This is a genomic window from Streptomyces sp. NPDC040405 (assembly GCF_055595765.1).
This window is the reverse complement of the sequence record NZ_JBVIVI010000001.1, coordinates 575,838-594,665: the sequence shown is the minus strand read 5'-3', so window position 1 is coordinate 594,665 and position 18,828 is coordinate 575,838. Positions and strand designations below refer to the sequence as shown.

The following is an 18,828-nucleotide window of genomic DNA, read 5'->3' as shown; positions in this document are numbered from 1 at the left end:
AACACAGCGTATGTTCATTGACATACGCGAAAGCGGTCATTCGTCGAGCGAGGAGAGCGCATTCTTCGCCGCGCTGATCGCTCCGTCGCGTACCACCTTGGACGAGGGGGCCTTGTGGCTCTCGAAGTCGCCGCCGTTGTAGGTGGCCACGATGGTCGCGTTGTCCTTACGGACGGTCACCACCGCCTCGCGGACCTTCTGGTCGTCGTCGCTGGTGAGCTTGTCGCTGACGGTCGCCTTGTCGCCGAGCCCTGACACCGGGTCGCCGGAGCCCGCGGGCGCCCGGCCGGTGACGTCGAAGCTGATGTCCAGCCAGCGGTAGTCGAAGCCGTCCAGGGCGTGCCAGGAGCAGCCGGAACGGCTGGTGAGGTCGCTGGTCTTCAGCTCGTTGCCGCTGGTCTTCGCGCCCGGCACCAGCTTCTTGACCGTGGCGGCCGGGACCGTGGCGCACGCCTCGGCGGGGGCCTTCGGGTAGCGCGCCGCCGCGCTCGCACCGCCCTTGCCCCCGTCCGGTGTGAGTCCGGCCCCGCCCCCGGTGGGATTCGCGGCGGACGGGGTCGGGGAGGCGTCGGCCGCCTGGGGGCGCGTGTCGTCCGAGTCGCCGGAGCTGGAGGTGGTCATGGCCACGCCCGCGACGGCGAGGACGGCGACGGGCAGCAGTCGGGCGACCAGTATGAGCGGGAGAGAACGCAATGCGGTCTTCTTCGATCGTGGGGCGGTCGTATCTGCGGGGTCTGCGATCGGATCTATGGGCGGGGCTGATCTCTTGGGGTGAATTTCCGCTCGGTCACATTATTCGATCAGGCCGGGGGTTATCTACGATCGGTGATGACCCATCGCCTGTCAGCCGCGACCGATGTACGGCATCGCCGTCGCCAGTACCGTCGCGAACTGCACATTCGCCTCCAGGGGCAGCGAAGCCATATGCCGCACGGTACGTGCCACGTCCGCCACGTCCATCACCGGCTCGGCCAGCACTTCCCCGTTCGCCTGGAGTACACCGGCCCGCATCTGCCCGGTCATCTCCGTCTCCGCGTTGCCGATGTCGATCTGACCGCAGGCGATGGAGTGCGCCCGCCCGTCCAGCGACAGCGACTTGGTCAGCCCGGTCAGCGCGTGCTTGGTCGCCGTGTAGGCGACGCTGTGCGGCCGGGGAGCATGGGCGGAAATCGAGCCATTATTGATGATCCGTCCGCCCTGCGGATCCTGATCACGCATCAGCCGGAACGCGCCCTGGGCACACAGGAAGGCACCCGTCAGATTGGTGTCCACGACCGCCTGCCAGTCCTCGTGGCGGAGATCTTCCACCGGCACCCCGCGCGGGCCGAAGCTGCCCGCGTTGTTGAACAGCAGATCGAGCCTGCCGAAGCGGTCCCGTACGGCCGTGAAGAGGGCGTCCACCTGCGCGGGCCTGGTCACGTCCGTCCGGACGGCGAGGACCGAGGGGCCGTCGCCCGCCCGCCGCGCCGTCTCCGCGAGGGTCTCCTCGCGGCGCCCCGCGAGCACCACCGACCAGCCCGACTCGCACAGTTCGAGCGCCACCGCCCGGCCGATCCCGGAGCCCGCGCCCGTCACCACGGCGACCTTCGACACCACCCGTACACCTTCGGTTCCGTTCATGGGGCGGCAGCGTACGCCACGTCACATGCCTGCGTAGCGCAGGTATATGACGGCAAACGTCCTATCCGGAAACGGACCTCACCCCGCCGACATGTGTGCGTCGTGTATAGGCAAACGTGCGGCCTCCCCCTGACACTCCAATTCCTCTGACGCCACGAGCCAGGGGAGAGCACATGGCACACGTCGCACATCAGCAGGCGATACGAGCCGCGGCAGCACGTCTGGGCCGCCGCCGCTTCCTCACCGTCACCGGAGCAGCCGCCGCACTGGCCTTCTCCACCAACCTGCCCAGCGCCCAGGCCGCGCAGGTACGTACGGACGCGCTCAACGAAGACCCCTTCACGCTCGGCGTGGCATCGGGCGATCCACTGCCCGACGCCGTCGTGCTGTGGACCAGACTCGCGCCCCGCGCCTACGAGCCGGGGAACGGACTGCCCGAGGAGGGCGCCGTGCGGGTCGAGTGGGAGGTCGCCCGGGACGAGCACTTCGGGCGCGTCGCCCGGCGCGGAACCACCACAGCCCACGCCGAGTTCAACTACACCGTGCACGTGGACGCCAAGGGCCTCGAACCTGACCGCGTCTACTGGTACCGCTTCCGGGCCGGCAAGTGGACCAGCCCCGTCGGCCGCACCCGCACCACCCCTGCCCACGGTGCCAAGGTCCGTGACATGCGCTTCGGCCAGGTGTCCTGCCAGGCGTACCACGACGGCTACTTCACCGCCTTCAAGCACCTCGCCGCGGAGGACCTGGACGCCGTCTTCCACGTCGGCGACTACCAGTACGAGTACGCCGTCAGCGCGGTCGGCGGCGCCCGCAACTACACCGACCGCACCCTCCCCGCGCACTTCAACACCGAGACCATGACGCTCGGGGACTACCGGCTGCGCTACGCCCTCTACAAGTGCGACCCGGACCTCCAGGCCGCCCACGCCGCCTTCCCCTGGTTCGTCACCTGGGACGACCACGAGACCGAGAACAACTACGCGGGCGACATCGACGACAACGACGATCCGCCCGAGGAATTCCTGATCCGCCGGGCCGCCGCCTACCGGGCGTACTGGGAGAACATGCCGCTGCGCATGCCGCAGCGGCCCGACGGCCCCGACATGCGGCTCTACCGGCGCTTCCACTACGGCCGACTGGCCCAGTTCGACATCCTCGACACCCGCCAGTACCGCTCCAACCAGGCGTACGGTGACGGCTGGCAGTACCCGGGGCCCGAGTCCGAGGACCCGTCGCGCACGCTCACCGGCGCCACCCAGGAGCGCTGGCTGCTGGACGGCTTCCGGCGCTCCACCGCCACCTGGAACGTCCTCCCGCAGCAGGTCACCTTCTCGCGGCGGAAGAACACCACCGCCGACCGCTCCAAGCTCTCCATGGACTCCTGGGACGGCTACCCGGCCTCCCGGGACCGCGTCCTGACCGGTGTCGAGCAGGCGGGCATCGAGAACTTCGTCGTCCTGACCGGCGACGTCCACGTCCACTACGCGTTCGACATCAAGAAGGACTTCAACAACCCGTCGTCCCAGACCCTGGGCGTCGAGTTCGTCGGCACGTCGATCACCAGCGGCAAGGACGGCGCCGACAAACCGGCCAACTGGTCCACCTACATGAACGCCAACCCGCACATGAAGTTCTACAACGGGCGGCGCGGCTATGTGACGGTCACGCTGGACGGCGAGCAGGCGCGGGCCGACTACAAGACGGTCTCCGCGGTCACGACCCCGGGCGCACCGCTCACCACGGCGGCGTCGTTCGTCAGCGAAGCCGGAAACCCTGGCCTCCAGCAGGTCTGACCGGTGATGGCCCGCGGCGCCCCCACCGGCGCCGCGGGTTCAGCCTTCGGGCGCGGGCTCAGCTGTCGGCGGGGCTCAGCTGTCGGCGGGGTAGCGGACGCCGGTCTGCGAGCGGGCCGTGTCCAGGGTGCGCATCACCGCCAGGGTGCCCGCCAGGGGGACGAGCGGCGATTCCCGCTCGCCCGCCCGCAGGCAGCGCATCACCTCCGCCGCCTCCCGCTGATAGGCGCGCAGGCCGTCCGCCGCCGTGAACTCCTCCGGGTCGCGGCCCTGCCGGTGCAGAACGAAGTGCTCGGGGTGGAAGAAGCCGCGCGGGAACTCGATACGGCCCGCCGTGCCCGTCACCGCTGCCGTCCTCGGCGTATCGGCGGTGAGCGAGCAGCTCAGCAGCGCCGTCGCGCCGCTGTCCCACCCCAGCAGCAGGCCCGTGTTCACGTCCACGCCCTCCGGGGACAGCTCGGCGCGCGCCCGGACCTCGGCGGGTTCGCCCAGGAGCAGCTGCGCGAAGGACACCGGGTAGACCCCGAGGTCGAGCAGGGCGCCGCCGCCCTGGGCCGGGTCGCGCAGCCGGTGGGTGGGGTCGAACGGGCCGGAGAGGCCGAAGTCCGCGTGCACCGCGCGGATCTCGCCGATCGCGCCGTCCTGGACGAGGCCGGTCATGCGCCGGACGACCGGATCGCAGTACGTCCACATCGCCTCCATCAGGAAGCGGTCGCGGTCCCGGGCGAGGCCGACCAGCTCGCCCGCCTCGCGCGCGTTCAGGGTGAACGCCTTCTCGCACAGCACCGCCCGGCCCGCCTCCAGGCAGAGCCCGGCGGCGGCGCGATGGGCCGCGTGCGGGGTAGCGACGTATATCACGTCGAGTTCGTCGTCGGCCGCCAGCTCGGCCCAGCCGCCGTACGAGCGGGGTATCCCGAACCGCTCGGCGAACCGCTTCGCCGACTCGGGGCTGCGCGATCCCACCGCCGTGACCTGCGCGTCTGACATCTCCAGCAGATCCGCCGTGAACGACGCGGCGATCCCGCCGGTCGCGAGGATCCCCCATCGCACGGGCTCGGTCTTCGGTCCGGACATCCTCACCCCTGGCTAATTCGGTCGTGAGCACTCCAATTCTGCTGAGAGCATAGACAACGATTCAACGACTCATGGAAGGTCAGCATGCAGCAGCCCGGCCTCACGGCCGCCGCTCCCGACCGGGCCGACAGACCCGCCCCCTCTTCTCCCTCCGCCGCCGCGCCTCAGGTCACCGCTCCGTCGACCGCGCAGCGCCGTACGAGCCTCCTCGTCACCTTCGTCCTCGGCGGGCTCACCGCTCTCCCCGCCCTCTCGATGGACATGTACCTCCCGGCCCTGCCGGAGGTCACCGACGCGCTCCACAGCTCCGCCGCCACCGCCCAGCTCACCCTCACCGCCTGTCTGATGGGCATGGCGCTCGGCCAGCTGGTCGTCGGCCCGATGAGCGACAAGTGGGGCCGCCGCCGCCCCCTCCTCATCGGCATGGTGATCTACGTCATCGCCACCGCCATCTGCGCCTTCGCGCCCACCGCCGACCTGCTCATCGGGTTCCGGCTGCTCCAGGGGCTCGCCGGGTCGGCCGGGATCGTGATCGCCCGTGCCGTCGTCCGCGACCTGTACGACGGCATCGCGATGGCCCGCTTCTTCTCCACCCTGATGCTGATCTCCGGCGTCGCGCCCATCGCCGCGCCCGTCATCGGCGGACAGATCCTGCGCTTCACCGACTGGCGCGGCGTCTTCGTCTTCCTCACCGTGATCGGCGCCGCGCTCACCCTCGTCGTCTGGCGCTTCCTGGGCGAGACCCTGCCCGCCGAGCGCCGCCACGACGGTGGATTCGGCGAGACGCTGCGCACGATGCGCGGGCTGCTCGCCGACCGCGTCTTCGCCGGCTACATGCTCGCGGGCAGCTTCGCCTTCGCCGCCCTCTTCGCCTATGTCTCCGGTTCGTCCTTCGTCGTCCAGGAGATCTACGGTGCCTCGCCGCAGACCTTCAGCCTGCTCTTCGGGCTCAACTCGATCGGGCTCATCACCATGGGCCAGATCAACGGCCGGGTGCTCGTCGGCCGCGTCAGCATGGACAAGGTGCTGACCGTGGCGCTGACGCTGATCGCCCTCGCGGCGACCGCGCTGCTGGTCCTGTCCGCCGGGGTCTTCGGCACGGTTGGCCTGGGGCCGGTCGCGGCCTGCCTGTTCGTGCTGATGTCCTCGATGGGCCTGGCCATGCCGAACACCAACGCCCAGGCGCTGATGCGCACCCCGCACGCCGCCGGTTCCGCGTCCGCGCTGCTCGGCACCTCCACCTTCCTGCTCGGGGCCGTCGCCTCGCCGCTGGTGGGGATCGCGGGCGAGACCACGGCGGTGCCGATGGCCGTCGTCCAGCTGGTGTGCGCGCTGGCCGCCATGGGCTGCTTCATGGGACTCTGCCGCCCGTGGCAGCGACGCACGAAGCAGAGCGTGACGGTGGCCTGAGCCACCTCCTGAGCACCGTGGAGGCGCTCCCCGAGGGGGAGCGCCCCTGGTGCGCGGGCGCGGTGGTGACCGCCGGAACCGGCGCCGGGCCGCTGGCCGAGGGCGCCTTCGGCTGGGCGGTGCGGTACGCCGCGTACGACCGTGAGCTGCCGCGCGAGCGGTGGGTCCCGGCGCACGCCGATACGGTCTTCGACCTCGCCTCGCTGACGAAGCTGTTCACCGCGATCGTGGCGGTCGGCTCGCTGGAGCGCGGGGAGATCGCGCTGGACGCCCCGGTCGCCTCGTACGCCCCCGAGTGCACGGCCGCCGCCGAGCACGGCATCACGGTGCGGCAACTGCTCACCCACCGCTCCGGGCTGATCCCGGAGCTGCCCCTTTACGAGTTCCAGGGGGACGAGGCGCGCTGGGCCCGGCTGTACGCCGAGCCGCCGACCACCGCGCCCGGCACCGCCCGCCGCTACTCCGACCTCAACCTGCTGCTGACGCAGCGGGTGCTGGAGCGGGCCACCGGCCGCCCGCTGGACGACCTCGTCCACGACCGCATCACCGGCCCGCTGGACATGGCGTCCACCCGCTTCCGCCCGCCCCCGTCCTGGCTGCCGCGCATCGCCGCGACCGAGGACCAGCGGCGCCCCTGGGGCAAGCTCGACCGGGGCATGCTGCGGGGCGTGGTGCACGACGAGAACGCGTACGCCCTCGGCGGCGTCGCGGGCCACGCCGGGCTCTTCTCGACCGCGGCCGATCTGTCCGCGCTGTGCCGCGCCCTGCTGACGGGCGGCGGGCCGGTGCTCTCACCCGCCGCCGTGGACCTGATGCTGACCGCCCCGGGGCTGGGCTTCGAGGTCGATCAGCCGTGGTTCATGGGCGAGCTGGCGGGCCGCGGCGCGGCCGGGCACACCGGGTTCACGGGCACCAGCCTGGTGCTGGACCGCGCCCGGGACTGCTACCTGATCCTGCTGGCCAACACGGTCCATCCGCGCCGCCGCCCCGGCGACAGCGCGCCCCGCGCGGCGGCGGCCACCGCCCTGGCCCGCGCGCTGTAGGTCCTGTCCGGCGGATCTTCGTGGATCAGCCCGCGGCGTCTGGTGCAGGGGGCACCTCCCAGCGGTAGCTGGGGGAGCATCGCAAGGCGGAGGGGCGTCCTCGTACCGGGTCGTACTCGGGCGATCCCGACAACGCGGCGAGGTGCCGTGCCAGGCGTCGTGGGCCCGCGAAGATCCGCCGGACAGGGCCTAGATCACTCCTCCGGCGGCGGCCAGGCGTCGCCCCAGGCGGTGTCGCGGGCGGCGCGGTAGAGGGGGCCGTGGCGCTTGGTGACGGTGTGGCGGGTGAGGCCCTCGTCGGGGGTGCACAGGTCCAGGAGGACCTGGCCCTTGCGGGTCTGGGGGTGGCGGGTGACGCGGGATACGGCCTCGGAGCCGGCGGGGAAGCGGGTCGCCGCGACGTACGCGAACTTCTCGTCCTCGTGCCCCAGCGAGCCCCCCTTCACCTGGCGGTGCAGCGACGAACGGCTCACCCGGGCCGCGAAGTGGCACCAGTCGGCGCCCGGCTCGATCGGGCAGGCGGCGCTGTGCGGGCACGGGGCCAGGATGCGGAAGCCCGCCGAGACGAGCTGGTCGCGGGCCTCGCGGATGCGCAGATAGCCGTCGGGAGTGCCGGGCTCGACGAGCACCACCGCCTGCGCCGTCCGGGCCGCCTCGCCGACGACCGCGCGGCGGTCGGGCGCGGTGAGTTCGCCCAGCACGTAGGAGACGGTGACGAGGTCCGTCGAGTCGGGGAGCGCGAGATCCGCGGTGAGGGCCCGGCGCTGCCAGCGGGCCTCGCGCAGCGGGGCGGCGGGGGACTCCCGGGTCAGTTCGCGGCCGAGGGCGAGGGCGGGCTCGGCCCAGTCCAGGACGGTGGTGCTGTGGTCCCCGTCCGGCCACGCGGCGGCCACGGCCCAGCTCGCCGCGCCCGTACCGCCGCCGATGTCGAGGTGCGAGGCGGGCGCCCACTCGGGGGCGCGCTCGCGGAGGGCGTCGAGGGCGGCGCGTACGGCCTCGAAGGTCGCGGGCATCCGGTACGCGGCGTACGCGGCGACGTCGGAGCGGTCGCGCAGCACGGGCGTGTCGGTCGGGGTGCGGCCTCGGTAGTTGGCGATCAGCCGGTCGACCGCCTGGGCCGCCTGGCGGGGCGGCAGTCCGTCGAGGAGCCCGGCGAGCGCGGTGCGCAGCGTCTCGGCTGTGGGGGCGGCGTGCGGGGCGTGCATTCCGTGGATTCTACGGGGTGAAAAGGGGCCAGCTACATTGACCGGCATGGCTCCCAACGCGACCCGCCGCAGTGAACGTTCGCACCGCGCGATCCTCGACGCCGCGCTCGAACTCGTCGCCGAGGTGGGCTATCCCAAACTCACGATCGAGGCCATCGCCGCCCGCGCCGGGGTCGGCAAGCAGACGATCTACCGCTGGTGGCCCTCCAAGGCGGCCGTCCTGCTGGACGCGTTCGTCGCCCTCGGGGAGCGGGCCGCGGGAGAGGCGGAGGAGCCGGAGAGCGGGGCACCGTACGCGTTCCCCGATACCGGGGATCTGGAGGCCGACCTCAAGTTCGTGCTGCGCGCGACCGTGGACGAGCTGCTGTCGCCCACGTACGACCTGCCGTACCGGGCGCTCGCCGCCGAGGGCATCGTGAACCCGGAGATCGCCGCGGAGTTCGTGGGCCGGGTGCTGGAGCCGTCGCTCCAGCTCTACGCCGAGCGGCTGCGCGCCGCGCAGCGGGCCGGGCAGGTCGCGCCGGACCTCGATCCGCGGGTCGCCCTGGAGCTGGTGACCGGCCCGCTCACCGCCCGCTGGCTGCTGCGGACGCTGCCGCTCAGCCATGCGTACGCGGACGCCGTGGTCGAGATGGCGCTGCGCGGCCTCAGCCCCCGCTGAGGCTCCCGCTGGAGCTCCCGCCGAGCCGTGCGCGTACCGGGGTGCTGATCATCAGGCTGGGCGCGTCCGTGATGATCCCGTCGCAGCCCAGCCGCACCATCCGGTCGCGCTGACCGGGGGCGTTGACGGTGTGCGCCCACACATGGGGCACGCCGGAGGCGATGGCCCGCCGTATGTCCGCGTCCCGCGCCCGGTAGTCGACGTCCAGCAGGTCCACGATCCCGCGCCAGTCGCCCGGGCGGTCGTGGCGCATCTGCCGGGCGGACCGCCACAGCTGGGCCATGAGCCCCATCCGGTGGGCCTCGCGGGCCACGTCCGGGTGGTTGGAGTTCACGTAGACCGAGCGGGTCAGGCCCCGGTCGCGGATCATGCGGGCCAGCCGGGGCAGTCCGGCCGGGTCCTTCGTCTCGACCATGAGCGTGGTGCGGCCGCCGAGCCGGTCCAGCGCCTCGGCCACCGTCGGCGGCCGCTCGGGCTTCCAGGCGCCGCGCAGGGCGGGGGCGGGGCGGAGGCGTACGGTGCGCCACTGGGCGGCGGTCAGGGCGTTCACGGGCCCGGCCTGGGACGTCGTACGGTCCAGCGTCGCGTCATGCATGACGACGAGCGTGCCGTCGTGCAGAGTGCGGATGTCGAAGTCGACCACCTGGGCGTCCTTGCGGGCCAGGGCGGTGGTCAGCCCGGTCATGCTGTTCTCGGGTACTTCGAGGGCGCCGCCGCGGTGGGCCGTGTAGATGATCCGCGGGGGCGCGGGGGCGGCGGCGGGATGATCGTCGAGGCGCTGTTCCGGCGGGCGGGCGGTCGAGGTGGCGGCCGGACGGGCGGTGGGGTCCGCCAGGACGGCCGCTGGTATGGAAAGGGTGAGGACCGCCACACCGGTCAGAAAATACCTGGTGATCATAAAGGGAACGCTAGGGGTGCTCGTTCAGTTATGTCCTGATATCGGCACCCGGACGTGGGTCCCGGCGTCACCCCGGATGCGGACACCGGCCACCTCGGGAGCAGGATGGTGGCAGCATTGATCGGGTACCGGCGGTACCGCCGGTCGCGGCGGTGAAGCGAGGCGATAGATGGAACGCAAGAGCAGGTTCACCCAATGGCTGCGCCGGTCGAAAAGCGCTACGGGCGGCGATAACGGCTCGGGAGCGGGCGCCGCGGCCGCGCGGGAAGACCTGCTCATGGCCGCGGCCGCCGCCGGATTCCCGCTCGCGCCCGCCGCGTACCCCTCCGGCTACGGCTGTTCCTGCGACCGCATCGGCTGTCCGACCCCCGCCCGGCACCCCGTCTCCTTCGCCTGGGCGACCCAGGCGTCGACCGACCCGGACAAGGTCGCCCGCTGGCTGCGCGCCGACCCGCAGGCCAACTTCATCACCGCCACCGGTCTCGTCCACGATGTGCTCGACGTACCGATCGAGGTGGGGCGGCAGGCCCTGGAGCGGCTGGGGGCCGCGGAGGTGGAGGTCGGTCCGGTCGCGACGAGCGGCGCGGATCTCCGGCAGGCGCGGATGCTCTTCTTCACGACGACGCGCGGGACGCCGGAGGACGAGGACGAGTGGTGGCCGTGCGAGCTGGACTGCCACCCCGAGACGATGGACGAGCATCCGGGGCTGCGGTGGCACTGCCGCGGCAGCTATGTGCTCGTGCCGCCTGCCCGCTTGCCGGGGGATGGGCGGGTGGCTTGGCTCCTCGGGCCGGAGCGGGCCTTGCCGGATCCCTTGACGCTGCTGGAGGCGTTGACGGATGCGGGGCGCTTTGCCGAGGTGGAGCCTGAGTCGGCGGCTTGGCCCATAGGGCGCTGAGGTTTCGTTGCCGGGTGCGGGCCGGTGGCCGGTTTGTGCCCACCCGCCCCTCCCTCAGCTACCGCTGGGAGGTGCCCCCTCTGCGGAACCGCTGCCCACAACCCTGCTATTCGCCCTTGGCTCCGGTTACGCCTTCCAGGCGGTTCAGGAAGACGACCTTGGGGTCGGCCGCGTCCTTCGCCGGGACGCGGACGGCCGACTCGGCTACTCGGGTCAGCGTCACCGCCCGCTTCGCCTCGCCCGTCATCAGCGCCTTGACCTGCGGGTCCGGGTTGGGCCGGAAGCCCTTCGCCATGGTCTGCTTCTGGCGGTGGTGCGAGGTGAAGAAGACCACCGCGCCGCCGTCCTCCGTCCGCAGGCCCACCGGGGCCTCGGAGCCACCCCGGGCCGCCGGGGTGTCGATGTACTGCGTCCAGAACTTCGGCGTCTTCTTGAACTTCGCCCGCGAGTCCCGCAACCCCGACGTCGCCGAACCGTCCGCGAACGTGCCGCCCTTGCCCGTCATCAGGTAGTCGGCGTACGCGCCGCTCAGCTTGTCCGGCCGGACGGCCAGCCGGGGCGCCGCGCCCTCGGCCTTGACCGGCTTGGCCCAGCCGTCCTTGTCGGTCGCGAAGGCCGGTACCTCGTCCGGGCTGAGGATCGACAGATACGCGGCCTTCCACGGCTGGTCGGCGCCCTGCCGGGTGAAGACCACCAGCCACCGGTTGGCGTCCCGGTTGCTGTCGGTGTCCGCCACGAAGAACTTCGGCCACCCGATCTGCCGGGGGATGTGGAAGCTCGCGTCGGACAGCTTCAGCGCCGGGTACTTCGGGTTGCCCTGCGGGGAGTTGGAGTGCTGCGCCTTCAGGTCGGCGGTGGTGATCGACTCCAGCGGACCGGTCTCCACCTCGCTCGCCACCGACGGATCCAGCTCGCGGTACGCCTTGTTGTACGTGCCGGTGAAGTCCTTGAGCGCTTCGGCGGCCTCAGCCTTGTCCACGGACGGGATGTTCTCCCGCTCGCCGTGGACCGTCATGCAGCCTGTCAGCGTCATGCCCAGCGCCAGCACCGCCGCCGCTGTCGGGAGAACGGACGGCCGACGGGGTGACCTGGGTGTCATGGGGCTGCGGCTCCTTCGGGGCTGCGTGGGACGGCGCCACCCTACCCGGGGCGAAGAAGAAGGTCAGCGTGGGGACCAGATACAGCAGCCACACTGTGACCTGGAGCCATGTGGGATCCGGCTGGAAGTTGAAGACGCCCTTGAGCAGGGTGCCGTACCAGGTGTCCGGCGCGATCGTGGAGCTGATGTCGAACGCCTGGGAGTGCAGCCCCGGAAGCCAGTTCGCCTCCTGGAGGTCGTGGAAGCCGTACGCGAGCACGCCCGCCGCCACGACGACCAGCATTCCACCCGTCCAGGTGAAGAACTTCGCCAGGTTGATCCGCAGCGCGCCGCGGTAGAACAGCCAGCCCAGCACCACCGCGGTGAGCAGGCCCAGGGCCACCCCGATCAGCGGGTCCGCGGAGCCGTCGTTGCTCGCCCGCACCGCGGCCCACACGAACAGCGCGGTCTCCAGGCCCTCCCGGCCCACCGCCAGGAACGCCGTGGCCACCAGCGCGCCGGTGCCCATGGCGAGTGCCGCGTCCAGCCGTCCGTGCAGCTCGTGCTTGAGATGGCGGGCGGTGCGCCGCATCCAGAACACCATCCACGTCACCAGGCCGACCGCGACGATCGACAGCGAGCCGCCCAGCGCCTCCTGCGCCTCGAACGTCAGCTCCTGCGAGCCGAACTCCAGTGCCGCGCCGAAGGACAGGGCCAGCACGATCGCCGCGCCGATGCCCAGCCACACCGGCCGCAGCGCGTCCCGGCGCCCGGTCTTGACCAGATAGGCGACCAGAATGCACACGACCAGGCTGGCTTCGAGCCCTTCGCGCAGACCGATCAGGTAATTGCCGAACACGGGGTTCGCCTTCCTCTCGTTCCGAAGTGCGCTGTGGGAGATCAGGTGAACAGCGCCCTGCCCCACCAGTCGTCCGCGTCCCGGACGCCCGGCGGGATGGCGAACAGCGCCGAACCCACGTGCTGGATGTACTCGTTGAGCGCGTCGGTGCGCGCCAGGCGCCGCTGCAGCGGTACGAAGCCCTCGCGTACGTCGTGCTGGTACGCGAGGAAGAACAGCCCCGCGTCCAGCCGCCCCAGGCCGTCCGTACCGTCGGTGAAGGAGTAGCCGCGGCGCAGGATGCGGATGCCGCCGTTGGAGTCCGGGTGGGCGAGGCGGACATGCGCGTCGGGCAGCATCGCCTTCAGGTTGGGCGCGTCGCGCTCGTGCTGCTTGCCGTACGGCGCGCCCTCGCCCTTGTCCCGCCCGAACACGTCCTCCTGCTCCTTGAGCGAGGTGCGGTCCCAGGTCTCGATGTGCATGCGGATGCGGCGCGCCACCAGGTACGAGCCGCCCGTCAGCCAGGCCGGGCCCGCCTTCTCGCCCACCCACACGTGCTTCTTCAGGGCGGCTGCGTCGGTGCCGGGGATGTTCCGGGTGCCGTCCTTGAAGCCCATCATGTTGCGCGGCGTCTGCGCGTCCGGGGTGGTCGAGGACGTCTTGCCGAAGCCCAGCTGCGACCAGCGGACGGCGACCTTGCCCATGCCGATGCGGGCCAGGTTGCGGATCGCGTGCACGGCCACCTGCGGGTCGTCGGCGCACGCCTGTACGCACAGGTCGCCGCCGCTGCGGGCTGTGTCGAGGTCGTCGCCGGGGAAGGCGGGCAGGTCGATCAGCGCCTCGGGGCGGCGCCCCGCGAGCCCGAACCGGTCCTTCCCCTTCTTGTCCTTGAAGAGGGTCGGCCCGACCCCGAAGGTGAGGGTGAGCCGGGACGGCTTGAGGCCCAGCGCCTCGCCGGTGTCGTCCGGCGGTGCCTCGACGAGGTCGCCGACCGCGCCGTCGCCGACCGCGTGCCCCTGCGTCATCCGGGCCGCCGCCTTCGTCCACTCCTTGAGCAGATCGATCAGCTCGGCGCGGTCGTCGGTGGTGATGTCGAAGGCCGCGAAGTGCAGCCGGTCCTGGACGGCGGTGGCGATGCCCGCCTGGTGGGCCCCGTGGAAGGGCACCGCGCCGCCGCTGTCGGCCACCGGCCGGGCGTCGTCGTCGGTGCCGCTCAGCGCGGCCGCCGTGCCGCCCGCGGCCGCGGCGCCGAGCGCGAGCCCGGCACCGCCCCAGCCGAGGAGGACGCGGCGCGAGGGGGATACGGCGGACGTCGTGGAGGTCGTGGAAGTCGTGGCCTCTTCGGTCATGACCCGGGCCTCACTTCGAGACGACGGCGGCGGCGAGCTTGGACAGCGGTTCGGCCAGTGCGTTGACCGCGTCCGACAGCTCCTTGCGCTTGCTCTCCGAGACCGTGTCGTACGAGACGAAGCCATCGCCCTCGCGGTACTCGTCCAGCTGCTTCTTCACCGCGGCGAACTGCTTGTCCAGCGCCCTGGCCAGCGCCGGGTCGTTTTTCGCGGTCACGGGCTTGAGCAGCTGGTACGAGGTCTCGGCGCCCTCGACGTTGGCCTCGAAGTCCACCAGGTCGGTGTGGCTGTAGCGCTCCTCCTCGCCGGTGACCTTGCCGGTCTGCACCTCGTCCAGCAGCTCCTTGGCGCCGTTCGCCATGCCGGTGGGGGTGATGTCGGCCGTGCCGACCCGCTTCTGCCAGTCCTTGAGGTCCTTGATCAGCTGGTCGGCGAGGTCATGGTCGTCCTTGGTGATCTTCTTCGTCTGCCACAGCGACTTCTCCAGCCGGTGCCAGCCGGTCCACTTCTGGCCCTTCTCCAGCCCGTCCTCGCGCACATCGACCTTCGGGTCGATGTCGCCGAACGACTCGGCCACCGGCTCGGTGCGCTCCCAGCCGATGCGGGAGGGCGCGTACGCCTTCTTGGCGGCCTCCAGGTCGTCCTTCTTCACCGCGTCGGCGAATGCCTGGGCCTTCGGCAGCGTCTCGTCGGCCTGCTTCTGCGCGTACGCGCGGTACGCGGCCACCGCCTTGTCCAGCCGCGGATCCCGCTTGGCCGCCTTGCCCTTCCCGGTCGCGGACACCTTCTGGCGGATGCCGTGGCCCTTCATCCCGGGCTTGCAGGCGATCTCGTACGAACCGGTCTTCACCTCGGCGTTGATCACGGCCTTGGTGCCGGGCCCGATGTTCTCCCGCTCGGTGACGATCCGGTCGCCGGGGGCGTAGACGTAGACCTCGGTGACCTTGGCGCCCTTGTTCTCCACGGCGAGCTTCACATGCCCGGCCGGGAAGGACGTCTTGGAGACCTTGCACGCGCTGTCCGACGCCGTGACCTGGACGGCGTCGGAGCCCTTGGCGTCGGACTTCTCGGCGCAGCCTGCGACGGCGGTGAGTGTCGTCAACGCCGATATGGCGGCGACGACGGTGGTGCGGGCGGCTCGCATGCGGGCTCCAGACGGGGCTCAGGGACAGGACGGGCCCATCGGGGCAGGGCAGGTCATTCCCCCGATAAGGCGGACCTAACTTAACTGAGCCTTGCCTGCGTGAAGGCCGGGTAATTCCAAGAATCTGCTTGCACATGGCAAATTCTCGGCCAAGTGGCCGATGTGCGTTATGGGGATGTTATGGAGACGTGTCCCGGTGCGCGGTGGGCCCGTCTTCCCGTGGTGCCACGTGGCGCCACGTGATGCCATTCCGGCGCCTCCGAGGTGCGTGGACGTGTGTGGCGCCATGCTGGCTCAGGTTGTCTTGCTTGTGTTTCCCCAGGTCATGGTGATTGTCGCCAGGTTCGCTCCATGTGGGGTGCCGCTTGGGCTTGTGTGTGGCGCCATAGTGGTGCCACTATGACGTCATGGACCTCACGCCGTATGTCGACACCCTCCGCCGCGAACTCGCGGTGGCCGCCGAGGCGGGCGGAGAAGATGCCCGCGAGCTGGCCGAGCGGCTCACCGCTCCGCTGGAGTCGGCGAGCCGTCTGACCATGCTCAATGTGCTCTCCGCCGCGATGGACGAGATCACCCGCGAGCTGGCCCCCGGCTCGGTCGACGTACGGCTGCGCGGGCTGGACCCCGACTTCGTGGTGACGCTGCCGCCCGGCGACGGCGAGCACGGGGAAACGGTGGCCGCGCCCGCCGGACCGCTCGCCGCGCCGACCCCCGCCGACGGCGACGAGGGCGGCACCGCCCGCGTCAACCTGCGTCTCCCGGCCCACCTCAAGACGCGCGCCGAGGAAGCCGCGAGCCGTGAGGGCCTGTCGGTCAACGCGTGGCTGGTGCGCGCCGTGTCGGCCGCGGTCGAGGGCGACGCCCGGCCCCGTGGGACGCAGAAGGCCCGCGCCGTCGGACAGAGCTTCACGGGCTGGGTGCGCTGACCGCACCCGCGCCCGCCCTAATTCACCCGGAACTTCACCCTGAGAGCCAAGAGGACGGGACAGCCATGCCTACTTTCGACACCCCCGAACCGATTTCGGTCACCGCCCACGTGGGCGCCGGTTCCCTCCGGTTCACCGCGAGCGACCGCCTCGACACCGTGGTCGAGGTGCGGCCCGGCAACCCGAAGCGGGACAAGGACGTGCAGGCCGCCGAGCAGACCGAGGTCACGTACGTGAGCGGCGTGCTGACCGTCAGGACGAAGGAGCGCCGCTTCATCGGGCCCTCCGGCCTGGTCGACGTGACGGTCGACCTGCCCACGGGCTCGCGCGTCGACATCACCGGGTCATGGACCCAGGTGTTCGGCGAGGGCAGGCTCGGCGAGGTCAGGGGCAAGACCTCGGGCGGTGACGTCCGCCTCGACACGACCGGTCCGCTCCAGCTGACCGTCTCGCACAGTTCGATCATCGTGGACCGGATCGAGGGCAACGCCGAGATCACCTCCAGCTCCGGCAGCCTGCGCGTCGGCACCGTCGACGGCACCGCCGTCCTGAAGAACTCGCATGGCACCACGTCCGTCGGTGCCGCGACCGGCGAGCTGCGGGTGAGCGGCGCCCACGGCGATGTCGACATCGCGCGCGCCGAGGACTCGGTCACCGCCACCACCGCCCACGGCGCCCTGCGGGTGGGCGAAGTGGCCCGCGGCACCGTCCAGCTGGACACCTCCTACGGCCTCATCGAGATCGGCGTCCGCGAGGGCACCGCCGCCTGGCTCGACGTCAGCTCCGAGCGCGGGCAGGTGCACAACGGGCTCGCCGACTCCGAACCCCCGGCGGCGACCGAGGACACCGTCAAGGTCCGCGCCCGTACCCGCTGGGGCAACATCGACGTGCGCCGCGCCCGGCCCTGAGCACGGCCCCGCACACTCCCCCCGACTCCCTCCGTCACTTCCTCCGTCACTTCAGCCTTCTAACGGGAGGGCTCCATGCCTTCATCTGTCATGCCCACATCCAGTCGGAACGGCGGTCCGCCGCCGCCCGCCGCCGTCACCACCCTCGGTCTGCGCAAGGCGTACGGCGACAAGACCGTCCTCGACGGCATCGATCTGCGCATCCCGGCCGGGTCCGTGTTCGCGCTGCTCGGGCCGAACGGCGCGGGCAAGACCACCACCGTGCAGATCCTGTCCACGCTCGTCGCCGCGGACGGCGGTCAGGCCCAGGTCGCCGGTCACGACGTCGCGACCGCGCCCGACGGGGTGCGCGCCGCGATCGGCGTCACCGGGCAGTTCGCCGCGCTGGATGACCTGCTCACCGCCGAGGAGAACCTGCTCCTCATGGCCGACCTGCTGCGCCTCGGCAAGCGCGAAGGGCGGTCCCGTGCCCGGAAGTTGCTGGAGCGGTTCGACATCGCCGACGTCGCGGGCAACCGGGCCGCGACCTTCTCCGGCGGCATGCGGCGCAGGCTCGACCTCGCCATGACGCTGGTCGGCGACCCTCAGGTGATCTTTCTGGACGAGCCGACGACCGGGCTCGACCCGCGCAGCCGCCGCACCATGTGGGAGACCGTGCGCTCGCTGGTCGCGGGCGGCACCACCGTCTTCCTCACCACCCAGTACCTCGAAGAGGCCGACCAGTTGGCCGACCGCATCGCCGTGCTCGACGGCGGCCGGATCGTCGCCGAGGGCACCGCCGACGAACTCAAGGCGCAGATCCCCGGCAGCCATGTACGGCTGCGCTTCACCGAGTCCGACGAGTACGAGCGCGCGGCCACCGTCTTTCCCGGTGCGGCCCGCGACGAGGAGAACCTCGCCCTGCGCGTGGCGGGCGACGCCGGGGTCGACGCCCTGCGCGCCCTGCTCGACCGGCTCGACGCCGCCGGTATCCGCGCCGCCGACTTCTCCGTGCACACCCCCGACCTGGACGACGTGTTCCTCGCCCTGACCGGCGACGGCGCCGCCGACGCCCCGCTTCATGTCAAGGAGACCCAGCGATGAGCACCCTCACCTACGCCGTGCACGACTCGATGACGATGCTGCGGCGCAACATCAAGCACGCGCTGCGCTATCCGGCCGTGTCGCTGGGCGCCTCCATGATGCCGATCATGATGCTGCTGCTGTTCGTGTACGCCTTCGGGGACTCGATCGGCGCCGGGATGGGCGGCGGGCGCGACGCGTATCTGAAGTATCTGACGCCCGGCGTCATCATCATGGGGGTGGCCGCCGGATCCATGTCGACCTCGATCGCGGTCTGCACCGACATGACCGAGGGCATCATCAACCGCTTCCGCACCATGAACATCACGCGCTCGTCGTTCATGACGGGTCATGTCATCGGCAGCGTCATCACGACCATGGTGAGCATGGTGCTCGTCGTGGGGGTCGCGCTCGCGATCGGCTTCCGGCCCGACGCGAACCCGGTGGAGTGGCTCGCGGTCGCCGGTCTCCTCGCGGCCATCGCCTTCGCGGTGACCTGGCTGTCCGTGGCGCTCGGCCTGATCTCCAAGACCGTCGAGTCCGCGAGCAACAAGCCGCTGCTGATCCAGTTCCTGCCGTTCCTCGGCTCGGCGTTCGTGCCCGCCGACTCGATGGCGCCTGGGCTGCGCTGGTTCGCCGAGAACCAGCCGTTCACGCCGATGACCGAGACGCTGCGCGGCCTGCTCTCCGGCTCGGAGATCGGCAACGACGGCTGGATCTCGCTCGCCTGGTGCGCCGGGATCGCCCTGGTCGGCTACGTCTGGTCGCGCTCGCTGTTCAACAGCACCACCAAGCGCTGAGCGTTCCGTCCACGGCGTGGGGGGGGGGGGGGGGGGGGGGGGGACCCCCCACCCCCCCCCCGTCTTTTGTGCGTCTGGGGGGGGGAGGGGGGCGAGGGTCCCTCAGGTCATTCCCTCT

General features: G+C 71.4%; 18 protein-coding genes. 9 read left to right on the top strand and 9 right to left on the bottom strand.

Translation table 11 applies throughout. The annotated features are described in order from the left end of the window. Positions 1-36: 36 nt before the first annotated feature. Positions 37-693, bottom strand: a complete 657-nt coding sequence (locus tag ACZ59A_RS02710; RefSeq protein ID WP_470952579.1) for a hypothetical protein — start codon at positions 691-693, stop codon at positions 37-39. 150 nt (positions 694-843) lie between these two features. Then, positions 844-1,620: an SDR family oxidoreductase gene (locus ACZ59A_RS02705; protein ID WP_470952577.1), complete on the bottom strand. Its 777-nt coding sequence runs from the start codon at positions 1,618-1,620 to the stop codon at positions 844-846. Positions 1,621-1,793: 173 nt separating this feature from the next. On the opposite strand from ACZ59A_RS02705, the gene ACZ59A_RS02700 reads away from it, so the two are divergent. After that, positions 1,794-3,416, top strand: a complete 1,623-nt coding sequence (locus ACZ59A_RS02700) for an alkaline phosphatase D family protein (protein ID WP_470952575.1) — start codon at positions 1,794-1,796, stop codon at positions 3,414-3,416. A 75-nt stretch (positions 3,417-3,491) separates the two neighbouring features. Here the strand turns inward: ACZ59A_RS02700 and ACZ59A_RS02695 are convergent, their stop codons facing one another. After that, on the bottom strand, positions 3,492-4,490 hold the full coding sequence (locus ACZ59A_RS02695; RefSeq protein WP_470952572.1) for a Gfo/Idh/MocA family protein: 999 nt from the start codon (positions 4,488-4,490) through the stop codon (positions 3,492-3,494). Positions 4,491-4,574: 84 nt separating this feature from the next. On the opposite strand from ACZ59A_RS02695, the gene ACZ59A_RS02690 reads away from it, so the two are divergent. Together ACZ59A_RS02690 and ACZ59A_RS02685 are read left to right on the top strand one after the other, a co-directional pair. After that, positions 4,575-5,900 carry a multidrug effflux MFS transporter gene (locus ACZ59A_RS02690; protein ID WP_470952570.1) on the top strand — a complete coding sequence of 442 codons (1,326 nt, stop codon included), beginning with the start codon at positions 4,575-4,577 and terminating at the stop codon, positions 5,898-5,900. Next, positions 5,861-6,943, top strand: coding sequence for a serine hydrolase domain-containing protein (locus ACZ59A_RS02685; protein ID WP_470952567.1), 1,083 nt, complete (start codon positions 5,861-5,863; stop codon positions 6,941-6,943). Before ACZ59A_RS02690 ends, ACZ59A_RS02685 begins: the two co-directional genes overlap by 40 nt. Before the next feature lie 194 nt (positions 6,944-7,137). Here ACZ59A_RS02685 and ACZ59A_RS02680 read toward each other — a convergent pair whose 3' ends face one another. Then, positions 7,138-8,148 (bottom strand): small ribosomal subunit Rsm22 family protein, encoded by a 1,011-nt coding sequence (locus tag ACZ59A_RS02680; RefSeq protein WP_470952565.1) that lies wholly within the window; start codon positions 8,146-8,148, stop codon positions 7,138-7,140. A 46-nt stretch (positions 8,149-8,194) separates the two neighbouring features. Between ACZ59A_RS02680 and ACZ59A_RS02675 the strand changes: the two genes are divergently transcribed. Beyond that, entirely contained in the window at positions 8,195-8,809 is a 615-nt protein-coding gene (locus tag ACZ59A_RS02675) for a TetR/AcrR family transcriptional regulator (RefSeq protein WP_470952563.1), read from the top strand. Here ACZ59A_RS02675 and ACZ59A_RS02670 read toward each other — a convergent pair. Then, positions 8,796-9,707 (bottom strand): glycerophosphodiester phosphodiesterase, encoded by a 912-nt coding sequence (locus ACZ59A_RS02670; protein ID WP_470952561.1) that lies wholly within the window; start codon positions 9,705-9,707, stop codon positions 8,796-8,798. The two genes, ACZ59A_RS02675 and ACZ59A_RS02670, sit on opposite strands and share 14 nt — an antisense overlap. Positions 9,708-9,876: 169 nt before the next feature. Here ACZ59A_RS02670 and ACZ59A_RS02665 point away from each other — a divergent pair, with 169 nt between their 5' ends. Then, a complete protein-coding gene (locus ACZ59A_RS02665; RefSeq protein WP_470952558.1) occupies positions 9,877-10,605 on the top strand; it encodes a bifunctional DNA primase/polymerase in 729 nt (242 codons plus the stop codon). Positions 10,606-10,711: 106 nt separating this feature from the next. Here the strand turns inward: ACZ59A_RS02665 and ACZ59A_RS02660 are convergent, their stop codons facing one another. From ACZ59A_RS02660 to efeO, 4 genes are read right to left on the bottom strand one after another with little or no spacing between them, the layout of a single operon-like run. Beyond that, positions 10,712-11,638: an SCO2278 family lipoprotein gene (locus tag ACZ59A_RS02660; RefSeq protein ID WP_470954598.1), complete on the bottom strand. Its 927-nt coding sequence runs from the start codon at positions 11,636-11,638 to the stop codon at positions 10,712-10,714. After that, complete coding sequence (gene efeU, locus ACZ59A_RS02655; protein WP_470952555.1) at positions 11,571-12,542, bottom strand: iron uptake transporter permease EfeU; 972 nt, start codon at positions 12,540-12,542, stop codon at positions 11,571-11,573. The genes ACZ59A_RS02660 and efeU overlap by 68 nt, the downstream gene beginning before the upstream one ends. 41 nt (positions 12,543-12,583) lie before the next feature. Beyond that, a complete protein-coding gene (gene efeB / locus ACZ59A_RS02650) occupies positions 12,584-13,870 on the bottom strand; it encodes an iron uptake transporter deferrochelatase/peroxidase subunit (RefSeq protein ID WP_470952552.1) in 1,287 nt (428 codons plus the stop codon). Between the two features lie 10 nt (positions 13,871-13,880). Next, positions 13,881-15,014 (bottom strand): iron uptake system protein EfeO, encoded by a 1,134-nt coding sequence (efeO, locus tag ACZ59A_RS02645; RefSeq protein ID WP_470952549.1) that lies wholly within the window; start codon positions 15,012-15,014, stop codon positions 13,881-13,883. A 407-nt stretch (positions 15,015-15,421) separates the two neighbouring features. Between efeO and ACZ59A_RS02640 the strand changes: the two genes are divergently transcribed. From ACZ59A_RS02640 to ACZ59A_RS02625, 4 genes are all read left to right on the top strand, one after another. Then, positions 15,422-15,940 carry a hypothetical protein gene (locus ACZ59A_RS02640; protein WP_470952546.1) on the top strand — a complete coding sequence of 173 codons (519 nt, stop codon included), beginning with the start codon at positions 15,422-15,424 and terminating at the stop codon, positions 15,938-15,940. Between the two features lie 65 nt (positions 15,941-16,005). Further along, positions 16,006-16,848, top strand: coding sequence for a DUF4097 family beta strand repeat-containing protein (locus ACZ59A_RS02635; protein ID WP_470952543.1), 843 nt, complete (start codon positions 16,006-16,008; stop codon positions 16,846-16,848). Positions 16,849-16,938: 90 nt separating this feature from the next. Then, positions 16,939-17,931 carry an ATP-binding cassette domain-containing protein gene (locus ACZ59A_RS02630; RefSeq protein WP_470952540.1) on the top strand — a complete coding sequence of 331 codons (993 nt, stop codon included), beginning with the start codon at positions 16,939-16,941 and terminating at the stop codon, positions 17,929-17,931. Continuing rightward, positions 17,928-18,710, top strand: coding sequence for an ABC transporter permease (locus tag ACZ59A_RS02625; RefSeq protein ID WP_470952538.1), 783 nt, complete (start codon positions 17,928-17,930; stop codon positions 18,708-18,710). The genes ACZ59A_RS02630 and ACZ59A_RS02625 overlap by 4 nt, the downstream gene beginning before the upstream one ends. Positions 18,711-18,828: the final 118 nt, after the last annotated feature.